Raw genomic sequence first — 19,912 nt, 5'->3', positions numbered from 1 at the left:
TCATGACCGGCTCTCCGTCATGGAAGACACGTTTGATAACGCCATATCGAAAAAGTAGAAGGAAGATCTCTTCAAACGCGGTGAGCCGGGTTTGGATGCTTTCGACATCACCCGCCTGGACGATTATATAGGCGATCTTCCGGACCGAATCATTTCGAAGTTGAACCATGACGTTCAGGCACTCCTCGACAAGGGGCGTTTGCGCATCACAGGGATAATCCTCTTCGCACTTATAATCCTCGTCATCATGTTCCAGCTCAAGCGCAAAATCATCCAATGGGATAAAGATAATGAACTCGCCAGACATTACCCCCGCCGCCATCTGGTGCTCCGTATGGCGAGCCGTTCCATTCCTCTGGGATGGACGGCCGTCGTACTCTATTTTTTTGCATTCGTGAAGCACCTCTACGCTACAATAGCGCCGCTGGGAATCGGATTCGTCGTGGTGTTCGTCTGGCTATGGTCCCGATGGGGTCTGGATGCCGTCACATTCTGGAACCAGACGGTCCAACAAAAGATTCCCGAGCCTCTGGCGCTCCGGCTTCGTCTATTGATGCGCATCGTCCGTTATTTCACCCTCGCCGTCGTATTTCTGGTCTGGTTATATGGCCGGACCAGCATCATTTCCACAATTTGCAACATCGTTTTCTATTTGATCCTGGCTGTCTGGTCAGTGGGATTCAATCATAAACTCAATGAAAAAATTTCAAAAACCGTCTCTGCCACTTCCGTAAAAAGACTGACCCAAATCGCAATGATCACCATATACCTCATTCCGATGGGGGGGCTCATCATCAATTTGTCGGGATACCAGGCTTTTTCGAGTTACTGGCTGATCTCCTGGGGTATCAGTCTCTCCATCGCCCTCTGGTCCTGGCTCATTTTTCACATGATCCGGGAATGGCATGAACATTTTCGGAAAAGCAGCACATCCGCCGGCGCTTTAACCGGCAAAAACAGACCGTTCAAATGGTTTTGCATCCAGATCAGTTGGCTGGCATGGTTCTGGATATCCCTGATCGGCCTTATCTTTGCCTGGTATGTCGATAAAACCCGATTTTTCATAAACATCGTTCAATTGATGACATTGTCGCTCCCGATTGGAAGTTTAAACATCAATCTGGTCAACCTTCTCGGCATCGCCATCGTCCTTTTGGTCACCCACGTGCTGACTCGTATCTGGCCCAGGATATTTCAGGATAAATTTCTGACCGACAGCGGCATGAATGCCGGCCTCAAAAATTCGATCACCGTCATCACTACGTATGTCATATGGTTTTTCGGATTTCTCATGGTGCTGAACGTCCTGGGTGTCGACTCCAAATCCATGGCCGTTGCCTTCGGCGGCCTCGGCATCGGCCTGGGATTCGGTCTGCAGGCCATTTTCAACAATTTCTTCAGCGGAATCATTCTGCTCTTCGAACGCCCTATCCAGGTAGGCGACGTCGTCGAGGTCGGTGGGGTATGGGGCGAGGTGAAACAGATCAATGTCCGTGCTACGTTGATCCAAACCTACGACAACGCCTCTCTTTTGATCCCCAATTCGGAATTTATCAGCGGCCAGGTGACCAATTGGAGTTTCAAAGATTTTCGGGTCCGGAGAACCATCAATGTCGGCGTTGCCTATGGGAGCGACGTCGAAAAAGTTCGAGAGATCCTTTTCGACATTGCCGGCGCCATTCATGAAGTCTACAAATATCCCAAGCCTGTCGTCCTTTTTACGGATTTTGGAGACAGCGCCCTGCTCTTTCAACTTCGGGTATGGACCCATATTGAAAACGGCCTCTCGGTCGAAACGGAAATTCGTTTTGCCGTTGATCGGGAATTCAGAAAACACCGCATCGAGATTCCTTTTCCCCAAAGGGACTTACATATCCGATCTATTAACACACCTGAACTCTCTGATCTCGAATCCGGAATTTCGGATGTCGATATTGCCGCCAAGGCGTCGATGTAGGAAGCGATGTTTGTCGAGGTTGTACCGTCCTATAATATTCTATTTATATATCTTCTATCATATTCATTAGTGCTGTTCATATGTGTAATAACTTTTTATCTTTTTGATTACATTGGTATAATAGCTTTTTTGGTTTGATCAGTTTTTGTGGATATCGTGTCGACAAACCGCGAGTTTTGAATACCTGAAAACAATGTGACAATAATCGATGACTTGTAACACGGTTATGAACAAGCGGATGTTCACAACTTCAAACTCAACTTTCGGTGTTCACAGGCAGACGCCGGGAGGGTACGGCCCACGCGCTGCGCGGTTTCGTTCAAGTGCCGCTGAAGCTTACCGCTGAATGGGCTCGGCCGTATCCTCCCGACACCTCTATCTGGTCACCGTCATGACAGTTGAAATCAAAAAAGCCTGACCGGGCTCTCATTGCTTTCGGATTGTTCCCGAGATCCTGAAAGCGTGGTTTGACAGATCCCTTCTCTTTTTATGGACAAGGCTGTTTTAAAAACATTCAAAACTTGGTATAAGCACCGCATCGAAGTCCGGCGATTCCGCAAAGAGACATATCATAAAAGCATCACCCTATAGGCTGTAATTTTGTAAACAGGAGATGACGATCCGGTGCAGACCGGAATTTGGAGATGGTTATGGAAAGACGACTGGTGGATACTCTATCCCTGGATAACGGGCTTACATTGAAATTGTATGACGGATCCAGGAAAATCGCCGCGGATCGATGGCAGGTGGCGTGCATCGCGAATGTGGCGGTGCCCGTCGATTTTCCGGATCCTGAAATGTTGTCGAGGGCTGGAATGACCCGAAACGACATCAGCGAAGCGCTTGGCGATCCGGTTCTTTTTGAGAAGGTATTGGAACGAAATTTTGTGGATGCATCGGATCTCAAGCCGGTGACGGACGGTTTGTTTCAATCCGTGGTCGACAGCCTGGTGCCTTATCTTTCCAGGCCGGATTTTCCGGGACGGTTTTTGATCCGAAAATATCAGGAATACCGACAGCAGACCGTATGGCGAAAAAAGGATGACTTATTTTTCGCTTGATTTGTTTCAAATCGTATAATAGAAATTATGACCATTGACGTTCAGAGGCCTTAACCGGTTCAAATTCAGGGAATCGCGTTGACTATGATCCTGATAAGACGCATCAAACGTTTCTATTTTCCCGGACTGTGCGTCCTGTGCCTGCTGGGCACTTCCGTAACAGACCTGCGTGCGGATATATACAGGTATGTTGACGACAGCGGGGTGATGCATTTTACCAATGTGCCCACCTCCGAACGGTATGAGATTTTTATCAAGGGGGATACCGAATCGCCGCCGAATGATCCGTCCGATGCACCCTCCGTTTCCATTGAATCCGCATTGACGTCCGACGTGCAATATGCCGGGGTCACGTCGTTTTCAGGTACCGATATCTACGATGATTACATTGCCATTGCCGCTCAATCCTACGATATTCCCTTCTGCCTGGTAAAATCGATCATCAAGGCCGAATCCAATTTTGATTGTAAGGCGATATCGATCAAAGGGGCTCAAGGGCTGATGCAGTTGATGCCGGATACGGCAAAACTCATGAATGTCAGCGACCCCTTTGATCCCTACGAAAACATCATGGGTGGAACCCGATACTTTCGTATGCTCCTCAATCAGTTCAACGGCAGGGTAAGACATGCCCTTGCCGGTTATAACGCCGGTCCCGGAAATGTTGAACGCCACAATGGTATTCCGCCGTTCAGGGAGACCCGGGATTACATCGGCAGGGTAGCCAGGTTCTATCGTCAGCTGAAATGGATGGAAGGTTTTCGGGAAGAACAGGCAAAAGAAACAGGACAGGAAGATCGTGACCAGGATAATCACCCCGTCGCGGTTGATCCGGTCCGTATTGAAGGGAAACTGACACAACTCACCCACGTCAACTGATCGGCATCGTCCATTGGACGTGAAGCCAACGAACTTCACGGTCCACCTTGGTACGACCTGACGAGATCATCGACCCTTTCCCGACATGCCATGACCATCGATTGTCGATACGCTTCAAGAAAAGGGTTTTCCTGAACACCATATCCGGTTACAATCTCAATGCATCCCTGATGCGGTCGATCTGTCGTTCTCTGTGAGCGGCGATCCGGGTATTGGCCAGTTTCATGAGAAGGCGGGCGGCATCGATGGGAGACTCTCCCCGGCTTTTCAGCAGCATCCGGTACCAGTGAGGGACATCCAGATTGAAGGCGTCGGACAGGTCGGCGGCATGTTTGCGGAGGGCAGCCGAAAAATCCTCGGTTATGGCGTCGCCGGCGTTTTCCGACGTTCGCGCGTCTGCGTATCGGGACAGGGTGGCGGCGACGCCCTGTTTGTGTTTTCGGTAGCGGGTGATGGGAATCACCCAGAAGCGAACGATGATATAGCCGAATGCCCCTGAAACAAAGCTTACGAATGCTGCGATGTAAATCAATTTCATACCCATCCTGTTCGACATGAAATGGTTTTTTCATCATAATTGACGGCCTTGGTGCGTTGTCGTCGGTACCAGACATCATGTTTCAAAGTCTATAAAACAGGACTGAAAAATACCATCTCTTTTTTTATGTTGAAGGCTTCAACTTTCGATTTTCACAGGCCGTATCTATTCGGTCACCATCATGAAAGTCGAAAGTTGAGATAAGGCATAAAAAGCACGCTTGACCTGAAGGGATCGTCCTTATTGGATTGCAGCCTATGGATAATCAAACGGATTCCGTAGCCGCGGCTGTGGCCGCCGCCGTGCGCTTCCTGGCGAGACGGGATCACTCCCGATGCGAGATTGTTCGCAAACTCCGGCAGCGGCGTTTTTCACCCGCGGCGATCGATGCGGCTGTGGCCGAATGTGAGCGGTTGAATTATCTGAATGACGACAGGACCGCAAGATGTTATTTTGAGGAATTGGTTCGGAAGGAATTCGGCGCGGAGCGCATTCGGTACGAGATGAAGAAGAAAGGGCTTGTCGGAGATACCGTCGAGGCGCTTCTGGCGACATATGCCGGCACCCCCGGAGAAACGGCCGCTGCCAGAAACGTTTTTGAGAAACACATGAGGCGTTTGGGTCGGGAGACGGATCGGGATAAACGGAAGGCAAGGATGTGGCGTTTCCTTTACGGGAGGGGGTTCAGCGCCGATATCATCCGGGACCTGATGGATCGCCTGAACAACGGGGATGATGGATTGCCTGGGCGGAAAAGCGACTGAAGGCTGAAAGCTGAAAGTTGAGTAGGGATTATTATGACAACGTTCACTATTCATGGGCCGGCACCTCTTTCCGGTCAACGTCATGAAAGTCGAAAGTTGCGTTATTTATGACAACGTTGGAGATACGAATGAGGCGAACAAAGATTGTACATCTGATCGATGCCGCGCATCCGGTGAACGATGTTCTGGTGAAGGGATGGGTCAGAACCCGCAGGGATTCCAAAAACTTTTCTTTTATCGAGTTGAACGACGGATCCTGCCTCAAAAACATCCAGGTGGTAGCGGATGCCGCCATTGCGGACTATGACAACGTAAAACGACTGAATACCGGGGCCGCCGTCGCCGTCACCGGTCGACTGATCCCCTCCCAGGGCAGCGGCCAGAAATGGGAGATTCAGGCCGAGGGCGTCACGATCATCGGTGCGGCTGATGAAGACTATCCTCTCCAGAAAAAGCGGCACAGCGACGAATTTCTGCGATCCATCGCCCACCTCCGACCCCGGACCAACAAATACGGAGCGGCCTTCCGTATCCGGTCGACCCTGGCCTATGCCGTCCACACCTTTTTCAGGGAACGGGGGTTCACCTGCATTCACTCCCCCATCATTACGGGTTCGGATTGCGAAGGGGCCGGTGAGATGTTTCGTGTGACGACCCTGGATTTGAACGATATTCCCAAAAAAGAGGGCAAGGTCGATTTTTCGGCTGATTTTTTTGGAAGAGAGGCAAGCCTCACCGTCTCCGGACAGCTCGAAGCCGAGATGTTCGCGATGGCGCTCGGGGATGTTTACACCTTCGGTCCGACTTTTCGGGCGGAAAATTCCAACACCAGCCGTCATGTCGCCGAGTTCTGGATGGTGGAGCCGGAGATGGCCTTCTGCGATCTGGCCGGGAACATGACGCTGGGCCAGGAACTGATTCAGTTTCTGACCCGATATATTCTCGATCACGCGGCAGATGATATCGATCTTTTCGCCCGTTTCGTGGACAAGGGTTTAAGGGCGTGCCTTGACGGCATCCTTTCATCGGAATTCGTTCGACTTCCTTATACAGAGGCGGTGAACATCCTGAAGACGGCTCGGCGGAAATTCGATCACGACCCGGTCTACGGAAAGGATCTCCAGTCCGAGCACGAGCGGTATATCACCGAGGTGCATTTCAAACGGCCCGTCATCATCTACGATTATCCCATGGAGATCAAACCGTTCTATATGCGGGTCAACGACGACGGTCGAACCGTGGCGGCCATGGATGTTCTGGTACCCGGTATCGGGGAGATCATCGGCGGCAGTCAGAGGGAGGAACGCCTTGACGTCCTTACCGCCCGGATGGACGACATGGGCCTGGACCGAAGGGATTATTGGTGGTACATCGATTCCCGGCGATACGGCAGCGTTCCCCACAGTGGTTTCGGTATGGGATTCGAACGGGTGATGATGCTCATGACCGGCATCCGCAATATCCGGGATGTGCTGCCCTTTCCAAGGACGCCCGGCAGCATCGAGTTCTGATTTCTGCATATGACAAAAACGCGAGAAGAGACGCCAAAATAGAATACAGAGACAAAGCATGAAACCCATTGTCACCCTTGTTGGACGCCCTAACGTGGGCAAATCGACCCTATTCAACCGTATCACCCGTTCCAGGAACGCCCTGGTGGACAATTTTCCAGGGGTGACACGGGACCGTATCTACGGACAGGCCGTCTGGAACGGCGTGGAATTCACACTGGTCGATACGGGCGGGTTCGCCGAGGATGACCAGGATTTTTTTGCGGGCCCCATTCGGGCCCAGATCCGCCAGGCCGTTCAGGATGCGGATGTGGTGATCCTCATCATGGACGGCAAGGGGGGCGTATCGCCTTTCGATCGGGACCTGATGACAGTGTTGCGGAGTTCGGAAAAGCCGGTGCTCTATGCCGTGAACAAGATTGACGGGGAGGAGCAGGAGGAGCGGCTGTATGAATTTTACAGCCTGGGCATCGACGTCCCGTTTCCCATTTCCGCTGAGCACGGTTACGGCGTGTCGGATCTTCTGGACGAACTCGTGTCGGTCATTCCGCCTTCCAGGCCCGAACCGGCCGAGGAGATGATCAAGATAGCGGTGGTGGGAAGACCCAATGCCGGGAAATCTTCCCTGATCAACCGAATGTTAGGGGAGGAGCGTCTTGTTGTGAGCGAACTGCCCGGAACCACTCGGGACGCCGTGGATTCCATCTTCAAGGTCAACGATAAATCCTATTGTCTCATCGACACCGCAGGCATCCGACGCAAGGGAAAGGTCACCCGGAAGCTGGAAAAATTTTCCATCATCAAGTCCTTGAGAAGCCTGGACAGGTGCGACATCGCCTTGATCGTCATCGATGCCGCCGACGGTATCACGGATCAGGATGTCAGTATTGCGGGCTACGCCCACGAAAGGGGTTGCGGCTGTATTTTGCTCCTCAACAAGTGGGACCTGGTGGAAAAGGATAAACATACCGCCAAGGCCTATTATGATCGGCTCCGCCTCGCGGCGAAATTTCTGAGCTTCGCCCCGGCCATGACCATTTCAGCCTTGACGGGGCAGCGGGTGTCCAGGATATTCTCCCGGGTGGATGCCGTCTATGCCCAGTACACCACTCGAATCACCACCGGTCAACTCAACAAGGTCCTCGGCGAAGCCCTTATCCGAAACGAACCGCCGCTTCACCAGGGAAAACGACTCAAATTCTACTACGCCGCCCAGGTCTCCACCCGGCCGCCAACCTTTGTCTGCTTTGTCAATTATCCCGATGCGGTTCATTTTTCCTACGAAAGATATCTGATCAACCAGATCCGGGAAGGGACCGGTCTGACCCAGACCCCCATCCGCCTCCTGTTGCGTCAGCGGACCGGTCGAATCGAGTTCGGAAAGAAAAAGCCGATCAAGGACCGAAAGAAAAGCCGACGATAGCGTGTGAGGCGGGAGAATGGACCCGGGAGAATGGACATAGATCCGCGAATATCGGATTGGCTGCCGGATGGGTTAACGGACGATATTCCGGATCTCGTCGAGGCTGTGAATGTGGTAGGCCGCATTGAGGCCGGGGTTGGCATAGGCTACGAAGGTCACCCTCGCAGCCGATGAGGCCGCTTCATCCACATGGGTGTCGCCCACGTAGATCGCCTCTTCGGGAGAAAGCCTGAAATGGTTGAGAACCTTGATCAGGCCTTCAGGGTCGGGTTTGGGGTTCTGGACGTCCCAGGCCGTCACCACCATGTCGAAGTCCCTTTTCAGATCGAACTCCGATATGATGGCGGGCATGGTGTCTGTTCGGTTGGTCACGACGGCGGTTTTATACCGGGGCCGAAGTGTCTTGATAAGCGGCTTCAGGTGGGGCTCCATCACCATGTCGGGGATGAATTCCATGTAATCGAGGGTCTGCCTGAAGGCCTGTGCTTCCCTGAAGCTGCGCTCGTCTTCGAAGAGGAAGGCAATACTCTCGTCCCCCGTGTGAGCGTGGACATAAGCGAACTGCTCCTCCGTCATCTCCGGGCGGCCCATGTAGGTCATTACCCGATTGTAGTAAGCCCTGTTGATGCCCGCCGTGTCGAACATCACGCCGTCGCAGTCAAATATCACAATTTGTATGGGCATCATCCCTGACCGTCTCTTTTTTCCCGCTTTTCAGCGATGTTGCAGTAGACGCTGATGGTCAACTCCGGTCGGATACTGCTGTCCGTCTTGATGATGACGGCGTCATAGTACCGGGTTTTCTCCTGCCTCAGATTGAAAATGGTGAGGCGATAAGCCTTTTTGTCTTTGTCCTCCGTTACCGCCACCCGGATGTTCCCCTCTTTTTGGGGGCTGGCGTCCAGGATTCTGAAAGGATATTTTTCCACGGGAACGATGCTGACTTCCTTGAAAATCTCCTGACCCACCTGGCCGGTCATTCTGACACGGGTGGGCTTGATGTCGACAAACCGGTCCACATGTCCTTCGATCTGAAGCACCAGGCTTTCCTGCGTCGGATCATTGGTCAGGACCGAGATGGTCTTGCTGAGTTTTTTATTGCCGTATCCCTTGGTGTTGACCTTGATGGTGATTTTTCCCACGCCCCCGGCGGGGATCTGCCTCGAATACGAGGCGGCGGTGCACCCTCAGCCGGTTTCAACCCTGTGAATCTGAAGTTCGGCGGTCCCCCGGTTCTCGACCACGAAATCGTGGACCACCTCTTCACCCTCAAGAACGGGTTCGAACGTGAATATCGGCTCCGGAGCGGCGGCAAGCGGTGCATCGGGTGTGCCTTCAGCAGCGCCGGAACAGGCGACGGCAAGCGCGAGCAGGATGCCGATGGATATGCCAACGGATCTCAATTTCATTAAAAATGCTCCTTGTTTACACGGAATCGGACAATCGGGCAGACGAACCCGTCCAAGAATCTTAACCCAATAAATAATGGCGTTCTTTCAGGTCTGTCAAGCGTTCTTTTTGGATCGAGTCTCCTGTTGGATACTTGCGGGCGCCCCTCCGTAATGCGCAGGCAAACCCGAACGGCAGGATCATGGGATGGCGCCGATCAACAAGGTCGGCCGGATGCCGCCATGATGAAAGACATGATGGGACAAGGGGAACGGGATATCCCGAATCCATTCCGTCTCCGGCGCCACCAAGGCGATTTTCCATCCCGAATAGGCGCTCTCGAGGTGCGTCAGCACCGATCGAAACAGTGCCCGGCTTCGGCGGCGGGTGCCCAGTCGCCGTCCATAGGGCGGGTTAAGGGTGACGATCCCTTTGTCAGGGGTGATCTCCCGGGGAACGACTGCAAAAAAATCTCGGCAGGCGACGTCAATCATCGAGGAGAGCCTGGTTTTGTCGAGGCTGCTCCGAAGCGACCGGCAGACGTCGGGGTCTATATCCGAAGCAAAGATTCGGGGAGCGCCCGAGTCGGTCGTTTGCGATTCGGCGCCCTTTTTGAGATATTCCCACTTCCGGGGAGCGAAGGAGGGCCATCCCATGAAGGCAAAGCTCCGAAAGGCTCCCGGCGGGATGCCGGCCGCGATCATGGCCCCTTCTATGGCAAAGGTGCCCGACCCGCACATGGGATCCACAAGCGGTTCTCTGCCGGTGTATCCGGCAAGCATCAGCGCCGCGGCGGCGACGGTTTCCCGGATGGGAGCCGTTCCGCCCTGGGTTTTGACGCCCCGTTTGTAAAGCAGCTCCCCGCTGCTGTCGATGGACAGGGTAAACCGGTCCTTTTCAGCGCGTACGAAAATGCGCTGTGGTCCGCCGGCGTCCCGATCGACGCGGTCTGTCGGCGGCCATTTCCGGAGGCGCTCTCCGACGCTTGCCAGAACCCTTTCGGCAATGGCGCCCGTATGATGAAGACGGCTTTTGGCGGCGGTGACATGCACGAGCGGCGGGGCGTCCGACGTCAGATAGAGCTCCCATGGGATTGCCGACAGGTGCTGTTGAAGCCGGGGAAAGGTTGCGGCCTTGAACGTCCCGATTCTCATGAGAATCCGGTTGGCGGTTCGGAGGTGGAGGTTGGCGCGCCAGCAGTCCGGGAGTCGCCCCTCGAATGCGATTCCGCCGGGAAGGACGGCGGCGCCTTCGATGGAAAGCGGCGGCCCCGTCAGCTCCTCCAGGCAGACTCTTTCAAGGCCCGGGGAAACGGCGATGAAAAACTCCCGGGTTCGACCGATGACGTGCCGTTTGATGCGTTTCTGCAGAGAGATTTCAGCGGTCATGGGGGACGCTCCTTTGCCGCCGTCCATATCCTGAATGGGGCTTGGGCGTCAAGATACCAAAGATGGTTTCGGTCGACCCGGCCCAGGAAAAGGGGACGCCGGATCGCCTTTGGACAGGAGATGATGTCGCGGCCGTCCCCTTTCGTAAAATCTCTTGAAGTCGCCGATCTTTCGGGACGGAAATGCGTCCCTGAACAGCGATTTCGTTCAAGGCGCGCCTTCGTAAATCATTCTTTGATATTCGCGGTCCAACCGGAAATTGTACACATCCCAGCATCTGTCTTGGCAATCCTCGCCCTGGCCGCAATCCTCGGCACAGTCCGTGTATTCGACGGCCAGCTTCCGTTTGAGCGTATTCCACTCCTGGCGTTTTTGCGCGGGGACGGCTTTTTCATCCAGGCGATCGATGGTGTAGACGTCTTGTCGCTTGTCCGGCTTGTCGACATTTTGTGCGGCGGCGTTCACGTTGAAACTCAATGTCAGAAACAGACAGACCATTGCGATGAGAATTCCGGCGACTTCCGACCGTTGAACTTTCAGCGATGAAATATTGGGGATTTTCATGATGTACACTCCTTTACATTTATATTTCTCAACTTTCGACTTCCATGATGGTGACCGGCACCGGCCTGTGAAAGGCGAAAGTTGAGACTATTTCATCAGCGTCCCGGGACATCGATCCCGGGATGCCGTAACACCCATTTCCGGGGTGATGGTATCGATGGCATCATTTCTTGATTTTTCCACCACCTTTCCCGGGTGAGGATCCTTCACTGACGGTAGTCGGTGCGATGACGGCACCTTCAATGCCGGAAACCACCACTTTTTCAGGGTCCCCGCCGGCGCTCCGGACCGAAAGGGTCCATTTCGCTGTTTTGCGGTCCCACCGCATGGCGCCGTAACCGATCACCTCCAGGGCAGCCTTTTGACCTTGATCGCTCACGGCCTCCACGGCGAGGGTGTCTTCTCCCGACACATATGCCGCTTTCAGGACGTCGATGGTCAGGTCATAGCCGTTGCAGTTCTGGTCGATGCCGTCGTGCTTGATTTCCGATGTTGCAGGGTTGACGTTGAAATCGTCGTCTTTGCAGTCGGCCGGGGTGCCGCAGCCGGCTGAAGCGAAATAGCCGTCGTTGTCGTCGTCGACACATCCCGGTGGGTTCGCCAACTGTGTGTAGGCCGCGGCGACATCGATCACGCCGGATCCGAATTTATTGTCTTCAAGGGCCAGCTCCAGTTCGCCTACGGCGGCGCCGGGATAGGCGTCCCTGAGCAGGGCCATGGAACCGGCCGCGTGGGGCGCGGCAAAGGAGGTGCCGGTCGCCAGCGTGTACAGATTGTAGGTTCCGCCGTAGGTCTTGTCGGTCGTGTAAATATCAACCCCCGGCGCGTTCACCTCGGGATAGACGCCGCCGTCACAGGCCGAGGGACCCCGGCTGCTGAATGAGGCTACAGCGAGATTCCGATCCACCGCGCCCACGGCGAAGCTTTCAGGATAATTGGCGGGACTGACACTGGTATGACTTCCCGGCCCGCTGTTGCCGGCGGAAAACACCAGGGCGATCCCAGCCGCCTTCAGGATCTCGGCATCTGTCTGAAATTCCGTGATGCAATTCCCTGCCGCGTCGTTCAGCCCCCAGGAGTTGTTGACCACATGGGGAGCGTCCTCGGTGTCGGGCAGGCCGTCAGGGTCGAGCAGCCATTGAAACCCTTGATGGATGGCGCTGTATGACGCGACGCCCGCGTCATTGAAAATCTTCACCGCAATCCAGCGGGCGCCGGGAGCTACGCCGATGGGGACGCCGCTTTTCGATCCGCCCACCAGGACACCCATCACCCGGGTGCCGTGACCGGTTTTGTCATATGGAAAAGCATGTTCATTGTTGGGATCATACCAGCTGTTGCCGCCTCCGCGCCAGGCAGGAGAAAGATCGGAGTGGTTCAGGTCGACGCCCGTATCCATGGCGGCCACTACCATCCCCGTGCCGTCGATTCCCTGGTCCCAGAGCGGCGGCGTGTTGATGGCGCCCAGATTGTTCCAAGCCTCTCCGCTTCCCGTGATCTCAGACGGCTCCGGCGGAACCGGTGCCTCGACAACGTCGTCCAGGACGATGCTCTTCACGTTGGGATGGGCGGCGAACGCCAGAATCTGGTCGGGAGTCAACGATACGGCGATGCCGTTGATGATCCACAGGGAGACGATATTCTGAAGGCCTTCCGCACGGAGCAATGCCCTCAAAAGCCCCTGAGCGGCATGGGCGTTTTGCCGGAGCAGCTCCGATATTCTGGCGGCCGAGCGGCCGCGGATGTTTCCGGTTTTGATCTCCTCCTGGTCTTCCAGGCGAATGATCACCGGGATTGCCGTGTCTGGATCCGCCGCCGTCATCACCGCCAACAATTCATCACCGATGTCGCCGGCCTGGATCGGTCCAATTGTCGCGAACACGAGCGACAGGCTTAAACACATCATCAAGATTGTCTTTTTCATGCGTCACCTTCCATTTGTGAGCCGTTCCGACGTCGGTATCCGGTTTCTACCGAAACACATCCGTCTATTGCACCGTGAGGTGTTCCGCTTTGAAGTCGCCGATAACCACGCTCACCATGTCGCCAGGCTTGACCAGCTTTGTCTGGTTGCCGAAAAACATCCAGTAGATCCGGTCCTGTTTGGGGTGATAGGAACTCATCAGGGGCCCGACCTTGGCCGTTCGCGGAACCGACAGGGTTTTTCCCGTCTTTTCGTGGATCAGGTAGGGCCGGGTCTTTTTGGAAAAAAGGGCTTCAGCTTTTTTGGCGTCCAGCACCTTGTATCGGAAATCGATCATGTTGCCGGCGGCTGCGGTATGGATAGCGGTCACCGCGATGCCCCACGCTGACGTCGGGTTGGGTTCGGCCGTTTTTGGAATCTCGGCGCCCTGCGGCGGCTTTGGTTCGGAAGCCGCGGGAAGGCTTGTCCCCAGCAGCCCCGCACACAGCAGCACCAGCGTCAGCCGCGTGATATACCGTGTCTTTTTCATAGGAAAATCCTTTCCGTGAAATGCCGGATACCCGCCCATGTGGCCTGCCCATGTGGACGGATCCGGCGGTCAACGGGTTGTTTTACCGGACAACATTCACCTGTACCGTTGCCTGATTGGACATTTCGCCTTCGGTGTCGAAGACATTGTAGGTGAAGGTGTCGGTTCCCCTGAAGTTTCGGCGCGGCTCATAAACTACCGATCCGTTTTTCAGATTGGTCACGACGCCGCCGCGCGTGCTGGTGGCCCTGTAAACTCCGGCGGTGAGTGCTTCACCCGTTACGACCACTGAATTCGGATCGATATTGCCGTCCGAATCGGTGTCGTTGTCCGTCAAGACAATGGTCACAGCGGTGTTGCGGGTGGTCTCGGCGAAGTCGTCATTGGCGACGGGCGCCTGGTTGGCCGGCGCCGCCGTGACCGTGATCGTCACCGTGGCCGGCGTCGCACTGTTCGTTGCTCCGTCATTGGCAAAATAGGTGAACGTATCATTGGTGGTGCCGGCGTTCGGGGTGTAGACGAAGCCGCCGTCCAGATTCAGATTCAGCGTTCCGCCGGCCGCATCGGTATCGAGAACCGCAGTCAGTGGATCGCCGTCCGGGTCGCTGTCGTTCGCCAGAACGCCGGGGGCCGTCACGTCGAGCGTCTCTCCGGCCACGACCGCATAGGCATCGGGGCTTGCCGCAGGCGAATCATTCTCGTTGCTGACCGTGACGGTGACATTCGCCGTGTTGCTGATCGCAGTGCCGTCGGTCGACCGGTAGGTGAACATGTCAGTGCCGGTAAAATTGGGATTCGGCGTGTAAGTGACATCCGCACCGTTGTTGACGACGGAACCGTTGGCACCCTGGGTGACGGAATCGACCGACGTTGCGCCAGGATCATTGGCGAGAACGGTGATGGTTACCGGCGTGTCCTCGGCCGTGGCAGCCGTATCGTCGCCGGCCGTCAGACCGGCGCCGCCCACCTGGAGCTGCGCCAGCATGCCGCCGGAGGCGGCTTGGGCGTTGCTCAGGTTCATACGGTGGTCGAACACCGAAAACGTGCCCTCGCTGTCCGGCACGATAACGGCGTCTCTGGTTTTCATGGCCGACAGCAGGGCGGTGTACTGTTTTTTGGCGTAGCGATAGGGATTACCGTCTTCGGCGATCAGGTCCCAGTGCATACCGTTGATCGTGGGCACAAGGTCGTCAAGGGCGGCGCTGAGCAGTCGAATCAGCGTGCGCTCTCCGGCGGCGCCTGCGGGAATGGGCGGGGTTACGCCATCCACGTAAGGCTGTCCGTTGACCAGGAAGTACCGGGGCGTGTAGTTGTTGGGATGCGCCGCGGCCGGCGGGACATGCAATGCCGGGTCGATCTCGCTGTAGAACAGCACGACTTCATTGTCGTAGGCGATGCCCGGATAAGCCTGTGCCGGGCTTCCAGCAGCGGCCGCCGCGGCATCCGCGGTCAACGCGCCATACAAGCCCATGTGGACCTGCTTGGACAGGTTGGAGGCGCTGTGGTAGATGTAGGTTCCCGGTTTCAGGCCTGACCAGGTATACGACACCGTTCCCCCCGAAGCGTCCGCCTGGGCTGTAAACGACGTGAAGCTGGAGCCCGTCTTTCCCGGGGCTATCCCGCCGGTCACGGCGGGATAGCCCTGTCCGGGTATGAGGATGGAAACCGGTTCAGCCAGATTGTTGGTAAGGTTGATGGTCAGCGTGGTGTCCCCCGGCGGAACGGTGATTCGGGGTCCCGGCACCGAAGGTGTTCCGCCGCTCAGGGCGAAACCCCACATGGTGATATCCTCTTCCAGAGCCCCTGTTCCGTCCGGGTCGATGGTCTGTGTAAACTGCTCTGCAGTCAGGTCGACCGTATGTGCCAAGGAGGGACCTGCCATCAGAGCAACCGCAACCAGCATCAAGCCGAGTTGCACCATACATTTGCGTATTTTCTGATTCATTCTTCATCCCTCCTGTCTTCAGGGTATCTCCGCCGTCCATGGCTCGATGATTAACATGGTGAGCATGCCGCCGGGGAAGATGTCCCAATTGGTCAACTCTTTTTCAGTGTGAGAATGCCACATGTAACTGAACCCGCCGTTGGGATTCAACCCCCCCTCTCCCGGCGGCAGGGCGCCGATGCCGCCCAGAAACGGGCTGCCGCCGTACCAGCCGCCAAAGGCCAGGTCCTGTTTTTCGGGCAGGATCGTGGGAAACCGCTTGCCGTGATCGGGGCAGTATTCGTAGGGGTTGTTGCCCGGGTTGTCCGGATCGGCGTAACCGTCCCCGTTGGCGTCAATGCAGGCATGGAAAGGCCGTCCGTCATCCGGCGTGCCGTAGATGTCCCAGCCCAGCTTTTCGCCGGTCCACGTAAAAATGGCGTCCACGGTCTGTCCGGGCACCGACTTGATGGTGAAGACCGATTCGGCCAGGTTGGGCCCAGTGCCGTTCCTGCTGAGCATCCGTCCGTCTCTGGCGATAATGTCCGCGTGGTTGCCGTGGTGGTGAAAGGGATGCAGGTCGAGGCCCCCGCCGATCACCCGCATGAGCAGTCGTTCGCCCGGGTGCATACGGGGAACGGTATTGTAGGGTTGAGTGGGCAGCCACGGCACGAAGGGTTCGGCCATGTTGTCCGGCGCCGCCCGGCCGTTGATGAACCAGTAGACGGCGAACCGCTCGGTGAGATACGTTTCGGCCTGGGCCATATTGCCGAACTCCACTTCCTGGTGAATCCTGGGGTCCATGTCGGTCAGCAGGAACAGATACTCGCGGTCCCAGCGGGTTTCGGCACTGTTGTAGGCATAGTTGGTCCCCATGGACGGCCGAACGATCAGCGCCCCCAGAAGCCCCATCTCCACCTGCAGGTCCATGTGGGTGCCGCTGTGATACAGATAGGTGCCGGGCTGGGAGGCGACGAAGGAATAGCTTGCCGTGCCGCCGCCGGGATTGGCTTCCCAGGTTAACGGTCCCTGAGCGTCGCCGCCTGCCGTCACGCCGGTCTGGCCGGGAAAAATAATGGAGACGGGTTCGCTGAGGGTGTTGGTGAGGTTAACGGTGATGGTCTGGCCCTGGTTGACGATGATTGTCGGGGCCGGGTATTGGGCCCTGCCGCCGACACCCTCGTTGTTGCCGTTGTCGGCATAGCCCCAGATCATGTGATTTCCGCCGTCGGCGGTGGTGATGTAGTCTGCCTTGGCCGTGAAATTGAAGGTGGTTTGTCCCGTGATGCCGTCGATTCCGGTGTGACCGGCATGGGCTCCTGGGGTGATCACCAGGAGGAGCGCACCGGCCAGTAGGGAAACCAGGCGGTTTTTAATGAACATTTTTTCTTGCATGGCGCGCCTCCTTTATTGAATACGGATTTCGGTCATCATGCCGCCGTAATCCTGGGTGTCGTTGCTGAGGAGATTCAGGTTGGTGGTGTAAAGGAAGTAGGTGGTTCCCGCGGATAACCCCAATGTATCCAGGATCACATCGTAGCTTTCACCGCCCCCGAGGGTTATCGAGTTGGTGGTGTAGTAGAGGTTCTGACCATCGGCGCTTCGCAGCAACCGAGCGTCCTTGGCCACCACCTGCATCGGAATGGTGCTCGCAAGGGTGTGAAAACGGGTGACGTTCAGGTTGGAGATGCGCAGCAGAATCCGTTGGCCGACGGTGGCCGTAATGAGCGAGTGCATTTTCTGGGATACCTTGCCGGGATTCTCCGGGGAGGGGGGCAGGTCGGCCGTATTTACGGTGTCCGGGTAACCCCTGCCGTTGATCATGGGATAGTCGTCCCACATGGTCGCAAAAGGCAGGGGCTGGATATTCAAACTGGCATCGTGGAACTGTCTGTCGAAGCCGCCGAGCTGGATGGGCACGACCACATTATAGCCTGTCGAGCCGTCCCCGTCGTTGTAGGCAAACTGCGAGTAGCTGCGTCCCTGGAAGGTATGGGCCGTACCATCCTGGGCCGGCCGGACGTAGAGGTTTCCCAGCATGCCCATCTGCATATGCTCGGTGGCCTCGACGTGACAGTGATACATGTAGGTGCCGGGCTCCACGTTGTTGTAATAGTAGGTCAGGCTGGCACCCATATTGATGGCGATGCCCGATTCCGGGAGACCGTCATAGATATTGGAGGACTGGGGAAAGCCATGGTAGTGGACCGTGTGGGGGTCGAACAGATCCGGACGGATTTGCATCCCCACGTTGCTGAGGGTCAGATAGAACTCGTCCCCCTCCTTCAGATCGATGTTGGGGGCCGGCCATTCGGCGGCCAGGGCCCCCTCGGCCATGACCTGGTTGTCGGGAACGCCGGTGACGTTGGAAAAGCCGAATAGATACTGGGTCACCCCGTCTGCCATGACGCCGAACCCGTCCCCGCCGGTCAGGTGCATGCAGACCTGGTTGGGGCTGACGGGGTCGAGGATTTCGCCCGCATCGGCCCGCAGAATGCCGTCGCCGTTGATGTCGTTGAACGCGTCGAAGGGGGTTCTGTTCCCCCGCGGTACGTAATTGTTGGGGCACTGGAACGAGACGGCCGCCCAGGTCGGCCCGGCGACCGCCGGCAACAGAACCATCAGCATCAGAATGATGCATCGTGTCTTGCTCATGGTGGACTCCTTTCATTGTGGGGATCCCCGCCGGAAAATGCGTCCGGCGGGAATGGTTTCTGTTCAGGGTGCCGGCGGCGCGGCGTATTCATCCGCGCCGATGTCTACCGGAGCGACCCGCACATCCCCGTCGAAGTCGTCGGACAGAGCGGGGAACTCAGTATTGAGGCTGGTGCCCGTATTCATTGCGGACGATCCGGTTGTGAGGTGGTACAGGGTGTCGCGTGCCGCCTTGTCTTCCAGGGTCAGCGGCCCGAAGCGGACCTGGATGAAGTTGCCGCCCTCGTCGAAGGCCGGCGCCGCAAACAGGGGCTCGGGCAGGCTTATCGTCGGATTCCTGGATCCGTTGAAATAGGCATCTGCAAGCATCGGATCCCCATCGGTGTTGCCGCTGCCGGTGTAGTCGACGCCGTCGAACCCGGTCAGGCTCGTCAACACTGAATATTGAGGGCTGAGGGAGCCGGCCGCTCCGATGACGGCTATATCCCGGTAGTCCGGCGAATCCGGATCCGGCAACAGTGTATATAGAGGCGGATCGGCATCTGGATCACCGGAAAAGTAGAAAGACCGGTTCTGCCAGATGATGCTGTCCGCCAGGCGCGGGTTGGCAAATGTCGTCTTCAGGCCGGCGGGCACGCGGTTGCCTGCCCGACTCACCGCGGCGTTGAGCTCGGTGCTGTGGGCGTGGGAAACGATCCCGGCCGGCTGGGGGTTGCTCTGGTTCGGAAATCCCGGTGAAAACGCATTGCCCGCCGTAGCCGTGGAATCGTTATGCGCCACGGTGTTGTGGACGATGTTGGCCTTGACGACGTCGCGCAGCGCGATGCCGCCGCCGGCCAGGGCCGACACGTTGTTGGCGATGATGTTGTCGAACATGTCGATGCCGTACCAGCGGTTGAACTGGTTGCGGTTGCCGTCCACATCCTGGCCGTTGACGCGCACCAGGGCGATGCCGCCGCCGTCACCGGCACCGGCCAGATTGCCGAGAACGCGGTTGCCTTCGATCACCACCGATCCCGACCCCGGGGTCAGCTGTCCGGCCGCGGGTCCGCCGCCGGCGATCAGAATGCCGCCGCCGTGGACGGTGAGACCCTGGTTGAAGGACTCGTTGAACAGAATGTCGTTGTTGGCGATGCGGCCGTTCTCACTCAATCCCAGGTGGCCGATGCCGCCGCCGTCGCTCAAGGCGAAGTTGCCGCAGATGAAGTTGTCGGTGACCTGGTAGTTGTCCGAGCCGGTGCAGAGCGAGACACCCCCGCCGGCGCCGTTCATGCCGCCGTTCTGGGTGATCATGTTATGGTGAACGCGGATGTTGTCGTTGTCCGAATCGACCAGGGCGTTGTCCAGCGTCGGGTGGCCGCTTCTGAAGCCGCCGCTGAAAAGGCCGCTGTTGTTTCGGATCACGT

At 56.6% G+C, this 19,912-nt stretch carries 18 protein-coding genes; 6 read left to right on the top strand and 12 right to left on the bottom strand.

Going from position 1 to position 19,912, the window contains the following annotated elements; all coding sequences use genetic code 11:
- Window positions 1–322, bottom strand: a 322-nt coding sequence (locus tag AB7S84_RS11645) for a hypothetical protein (RefSeq protein WP_428154610.1), incomplete at its 3' end; no start/stop codon positions are given.
- A gap of 12 nt (window positions 323–334) precedes the next feature.
- On the opposite strand from AB7S84_RS11645, the gene AB7S84_RS11640 reads away from it, so the two are divergent.
- From AB7S84_RS11640 to AB7S84_RS11630, 3 genes are all read left to right on the top strand, one after another.
- On the top strand, window positions 335–1,957 hold the full coding sequence (locus AB7S84_RS11640) for a mechanosensitive ion channel family protein (RefSeq protein ID WP_428154608.1): 1,623 nt from the start codon (window positions 335–337) through the stop codon (window positions 1,955–1,957).
- 650 nt (window positions 1,958–2,607) lie between these two features.
- Window positions 2,608–3,018 (top strand): hypothetical protein, encoded by a 411-nt coding sequence (locus AB7S84_RS11635; RefSeq protein WP_020875357.1) that lies wholly within the window; start codon window positions 2,608–2,610, stop codon window positions 3,016–3,018.
- Window positions 3,019–3,102: 84 nt separating this feature from the next.
- Window positions 3,103–3,897, top strand: a complete 795-nt coding sequence (locus AB7S84_RS11630; RefSeq protein ID WP_428154605.1) for a transglycosylase SLT domain-containing protein — start codon at window positions 3,103–3,105, stop codon at window positions 3,895–3,897.
- Between the two features lie 148 nt (window positions 3,898–4,045).
- On the opposite strand, the gene AB7S84_RS11625 is transcribed toward AB7S84_RS11630, so the two are convergent.
- Window positions 4,046–4,435, bottom strand: coding sequence for a hypothetical protein (locus AB7S84_RS11625; RefSeq protein WP_020875355.1), 390 nt, complete (start codon window positions 4,433–4,435; stop codon window positions 4,046–4,048).
- A gap of 257 nt (window positions 4,436–4,692) precedes the next feature.
- Here AB7S84_RS11625 and AB7S84_RS11620 point away from each other — a divergent pair, with 257 nt between their 5' ends.
- The 3 genes from AB7S84_RS11620 (at window position 4,693) to der (ending at window position 8,133) form a co-directional block, all read left to right on the top strand.
- Window positions 4,693–5,199 (top strand): regulatory protein RecX, encoded by a 507-nt coding sequence (locus AB7S84_RS11620; RefSeq protein ID WP_020875354.1) that lies wholly within the window; start codon window positions 4,693–4,695, stop codon window positions 5,197–5,199.
- A 128-nt stretch (window positions 5,200–5,327) separates the two neighbouring features.
- Complete coding sequence (gene asnS, locus AB7S84_RS11615) at window positions 5,328–6,710, top strand: asparagine--tRNA ligase (RefSeq protein ID WP_020875353.1); 1,383 nt, start codon at window positions 5,328–5,330, stop codon at window positions 6,708–6,710.
- Between the two features lie 58 nt (window positions 6,711–6,768).
- Window positions 6,769–8,133: a ribosome biogenesis GTPase Der gene (gene der, locus AB7S84_RS11610; RefSeq protein ID WP_020875352.1), complete on the top strand. Its 1,365-nt coding sequence runs from the start codon at window positions 6,769–6,771 to the stop codon at window positions 8,131–8,133.
- A 72-nt stretch (window positions 8,134–8,205) separates the two neighbouring features.
- On the opposite strand, the gene AB7S84_RS11605 is transcribed toward der, so the two are convergent.
- The 10 genes from AB7S84_RS11605 to AB7S84_RS11560 form a co-directional block, all read right to left on the bottom strand.
- Window positions 8,206–8,820 (bottom strand): HAD family hydrolase, encoded by a 615-nt coding sequence (locus AB7S84_RS11605; protein WP_040415975.1) that lies wholly within the window; start codon window positions 8,818–8,820, stop codon window positions 8,206–8,208.
- A complete protein-coding gene (locus AB7S84_RS11600) occupies window positions 8,817–9,542 on the bottom strand; it encodes an OS_HP2 family (seleno)protein (RefSeq protein ID WP_268815232.1) in 726 nt (241 codons plus the stop codon). Before AB7S84_RS11600 ends, AB7S84_RS11605 begins: the two co-directional genes overlap by 4 nt.
- A 180-nt stretch (window positions 9,543–9,722) precedes the next feature.
- Window positions 9,723–10,910 carry a THUMP domain-containing class I SAM-dependent RNA methyltransferase gene (locus AB7S84_RS11595; protein ID WP_428154599.1) on the bottom strand — a complete coding sequence of 396 codons (1,188 nt, stop codon included), beginning with the start codon at window positions 10,908–10,910 and terminating at the stop codon, window positions 9,723–9,725.
- Between the two features lie 207 nt (window positions 10,911–11,117).
- Window positions 11,118–11,474, bottom strand: coding sequence for a hypothetical protein (locus AB7S84_RS11590; RefSeq protein ID WP_428154597.1), 357 nt, complete (start codon window positions 11,472–11,474; stop codon window positions 11,118–11,120).
- A gap of 163 nt (window positions 11,475–11,637) precedes the next feature.
- Window positions 11,638–13,398 carry a S8 family serine peptidase gene (locus AB7S84_RS11585; protein WP_428154595.1) on the bottom strand — a complete coding sequence of 587 codons (1,761 nt, stop codon included), beginning with the start codon at window positions 13,396–13,398 and terminating at the stop codon, window positions 11,638–11,640.
- Between the two features lie 64 nt (window positions 13,399–13,462).
- Window positions 13,463–13,927, bottom strand: a complete 465-nt coding sequence (locus AB7S84_RS11580) for a hypothetical protein (protein WP_428154593.1) — start codon at window positions 13,925–13,927, stop codon at window positions 13,463–13,465.
- A gap of 82 nt (window positions 13,928–14,009) precedes the next feature.
- On the bottom strand, window positions 14,010–15,872 hold the full coding sequence (locus AB7S84_RS11575; protein WP_428154591.1) for an Ig-like domain-containing protein: 1,863 nt from the start codon (window positions 15,870–15,872) through the stop codon (window positions 14,010–14,012).
- Window positions 15,873–15,890: 18 nt separating this feature from the next.
- Window positions 15,891–17,246 (bottom strand): multicopper oxidase domain-containing protein, encoded by a 1,356-nt coding sequence (locus tag AB7S84_RS11570; RefSeq protein WP_428154589.1) that lies wholly within the window; start codon window positions 17,244–17,246, stop codon window positions 15,891–15,893.
- Between the two features lie 12 nt (window positions 17,247–17,258).
- Window positions 17,259–18,506, bottom strand: coding sequence for a multicopper oxidase domain-containing protein (locus tag AB7S84_RS11565; RefSeq protein WP_428154587.1), 1,248 nt, complete (start codon window positions 18,504–18,506; stop codon window positions 17,259–17,261).
- Window positions 18,507–18,569: 63 nt separating this feature from the next.
- The coding region (locus tag AB7S84_RS11560) for a hypothetical protein (RefSeq protein ID WP_428154585.1) at window positions 18,570–19,912 on the bottom strand (1,343 nt) is incomplete at its 5' end.

Source organism: Desulfococcus sp., from assembly GCF_050178255.1.
Lineage (GTDB): Bacteria > Desulfobacterota > Desulfobacteria > Desulfobacterales > Desulfococcaceae > Desulfococcus > Desulfococcus multivorans.
This window is presented reverse-complemented; position numbering and strand designations above follow the sequence as displayed.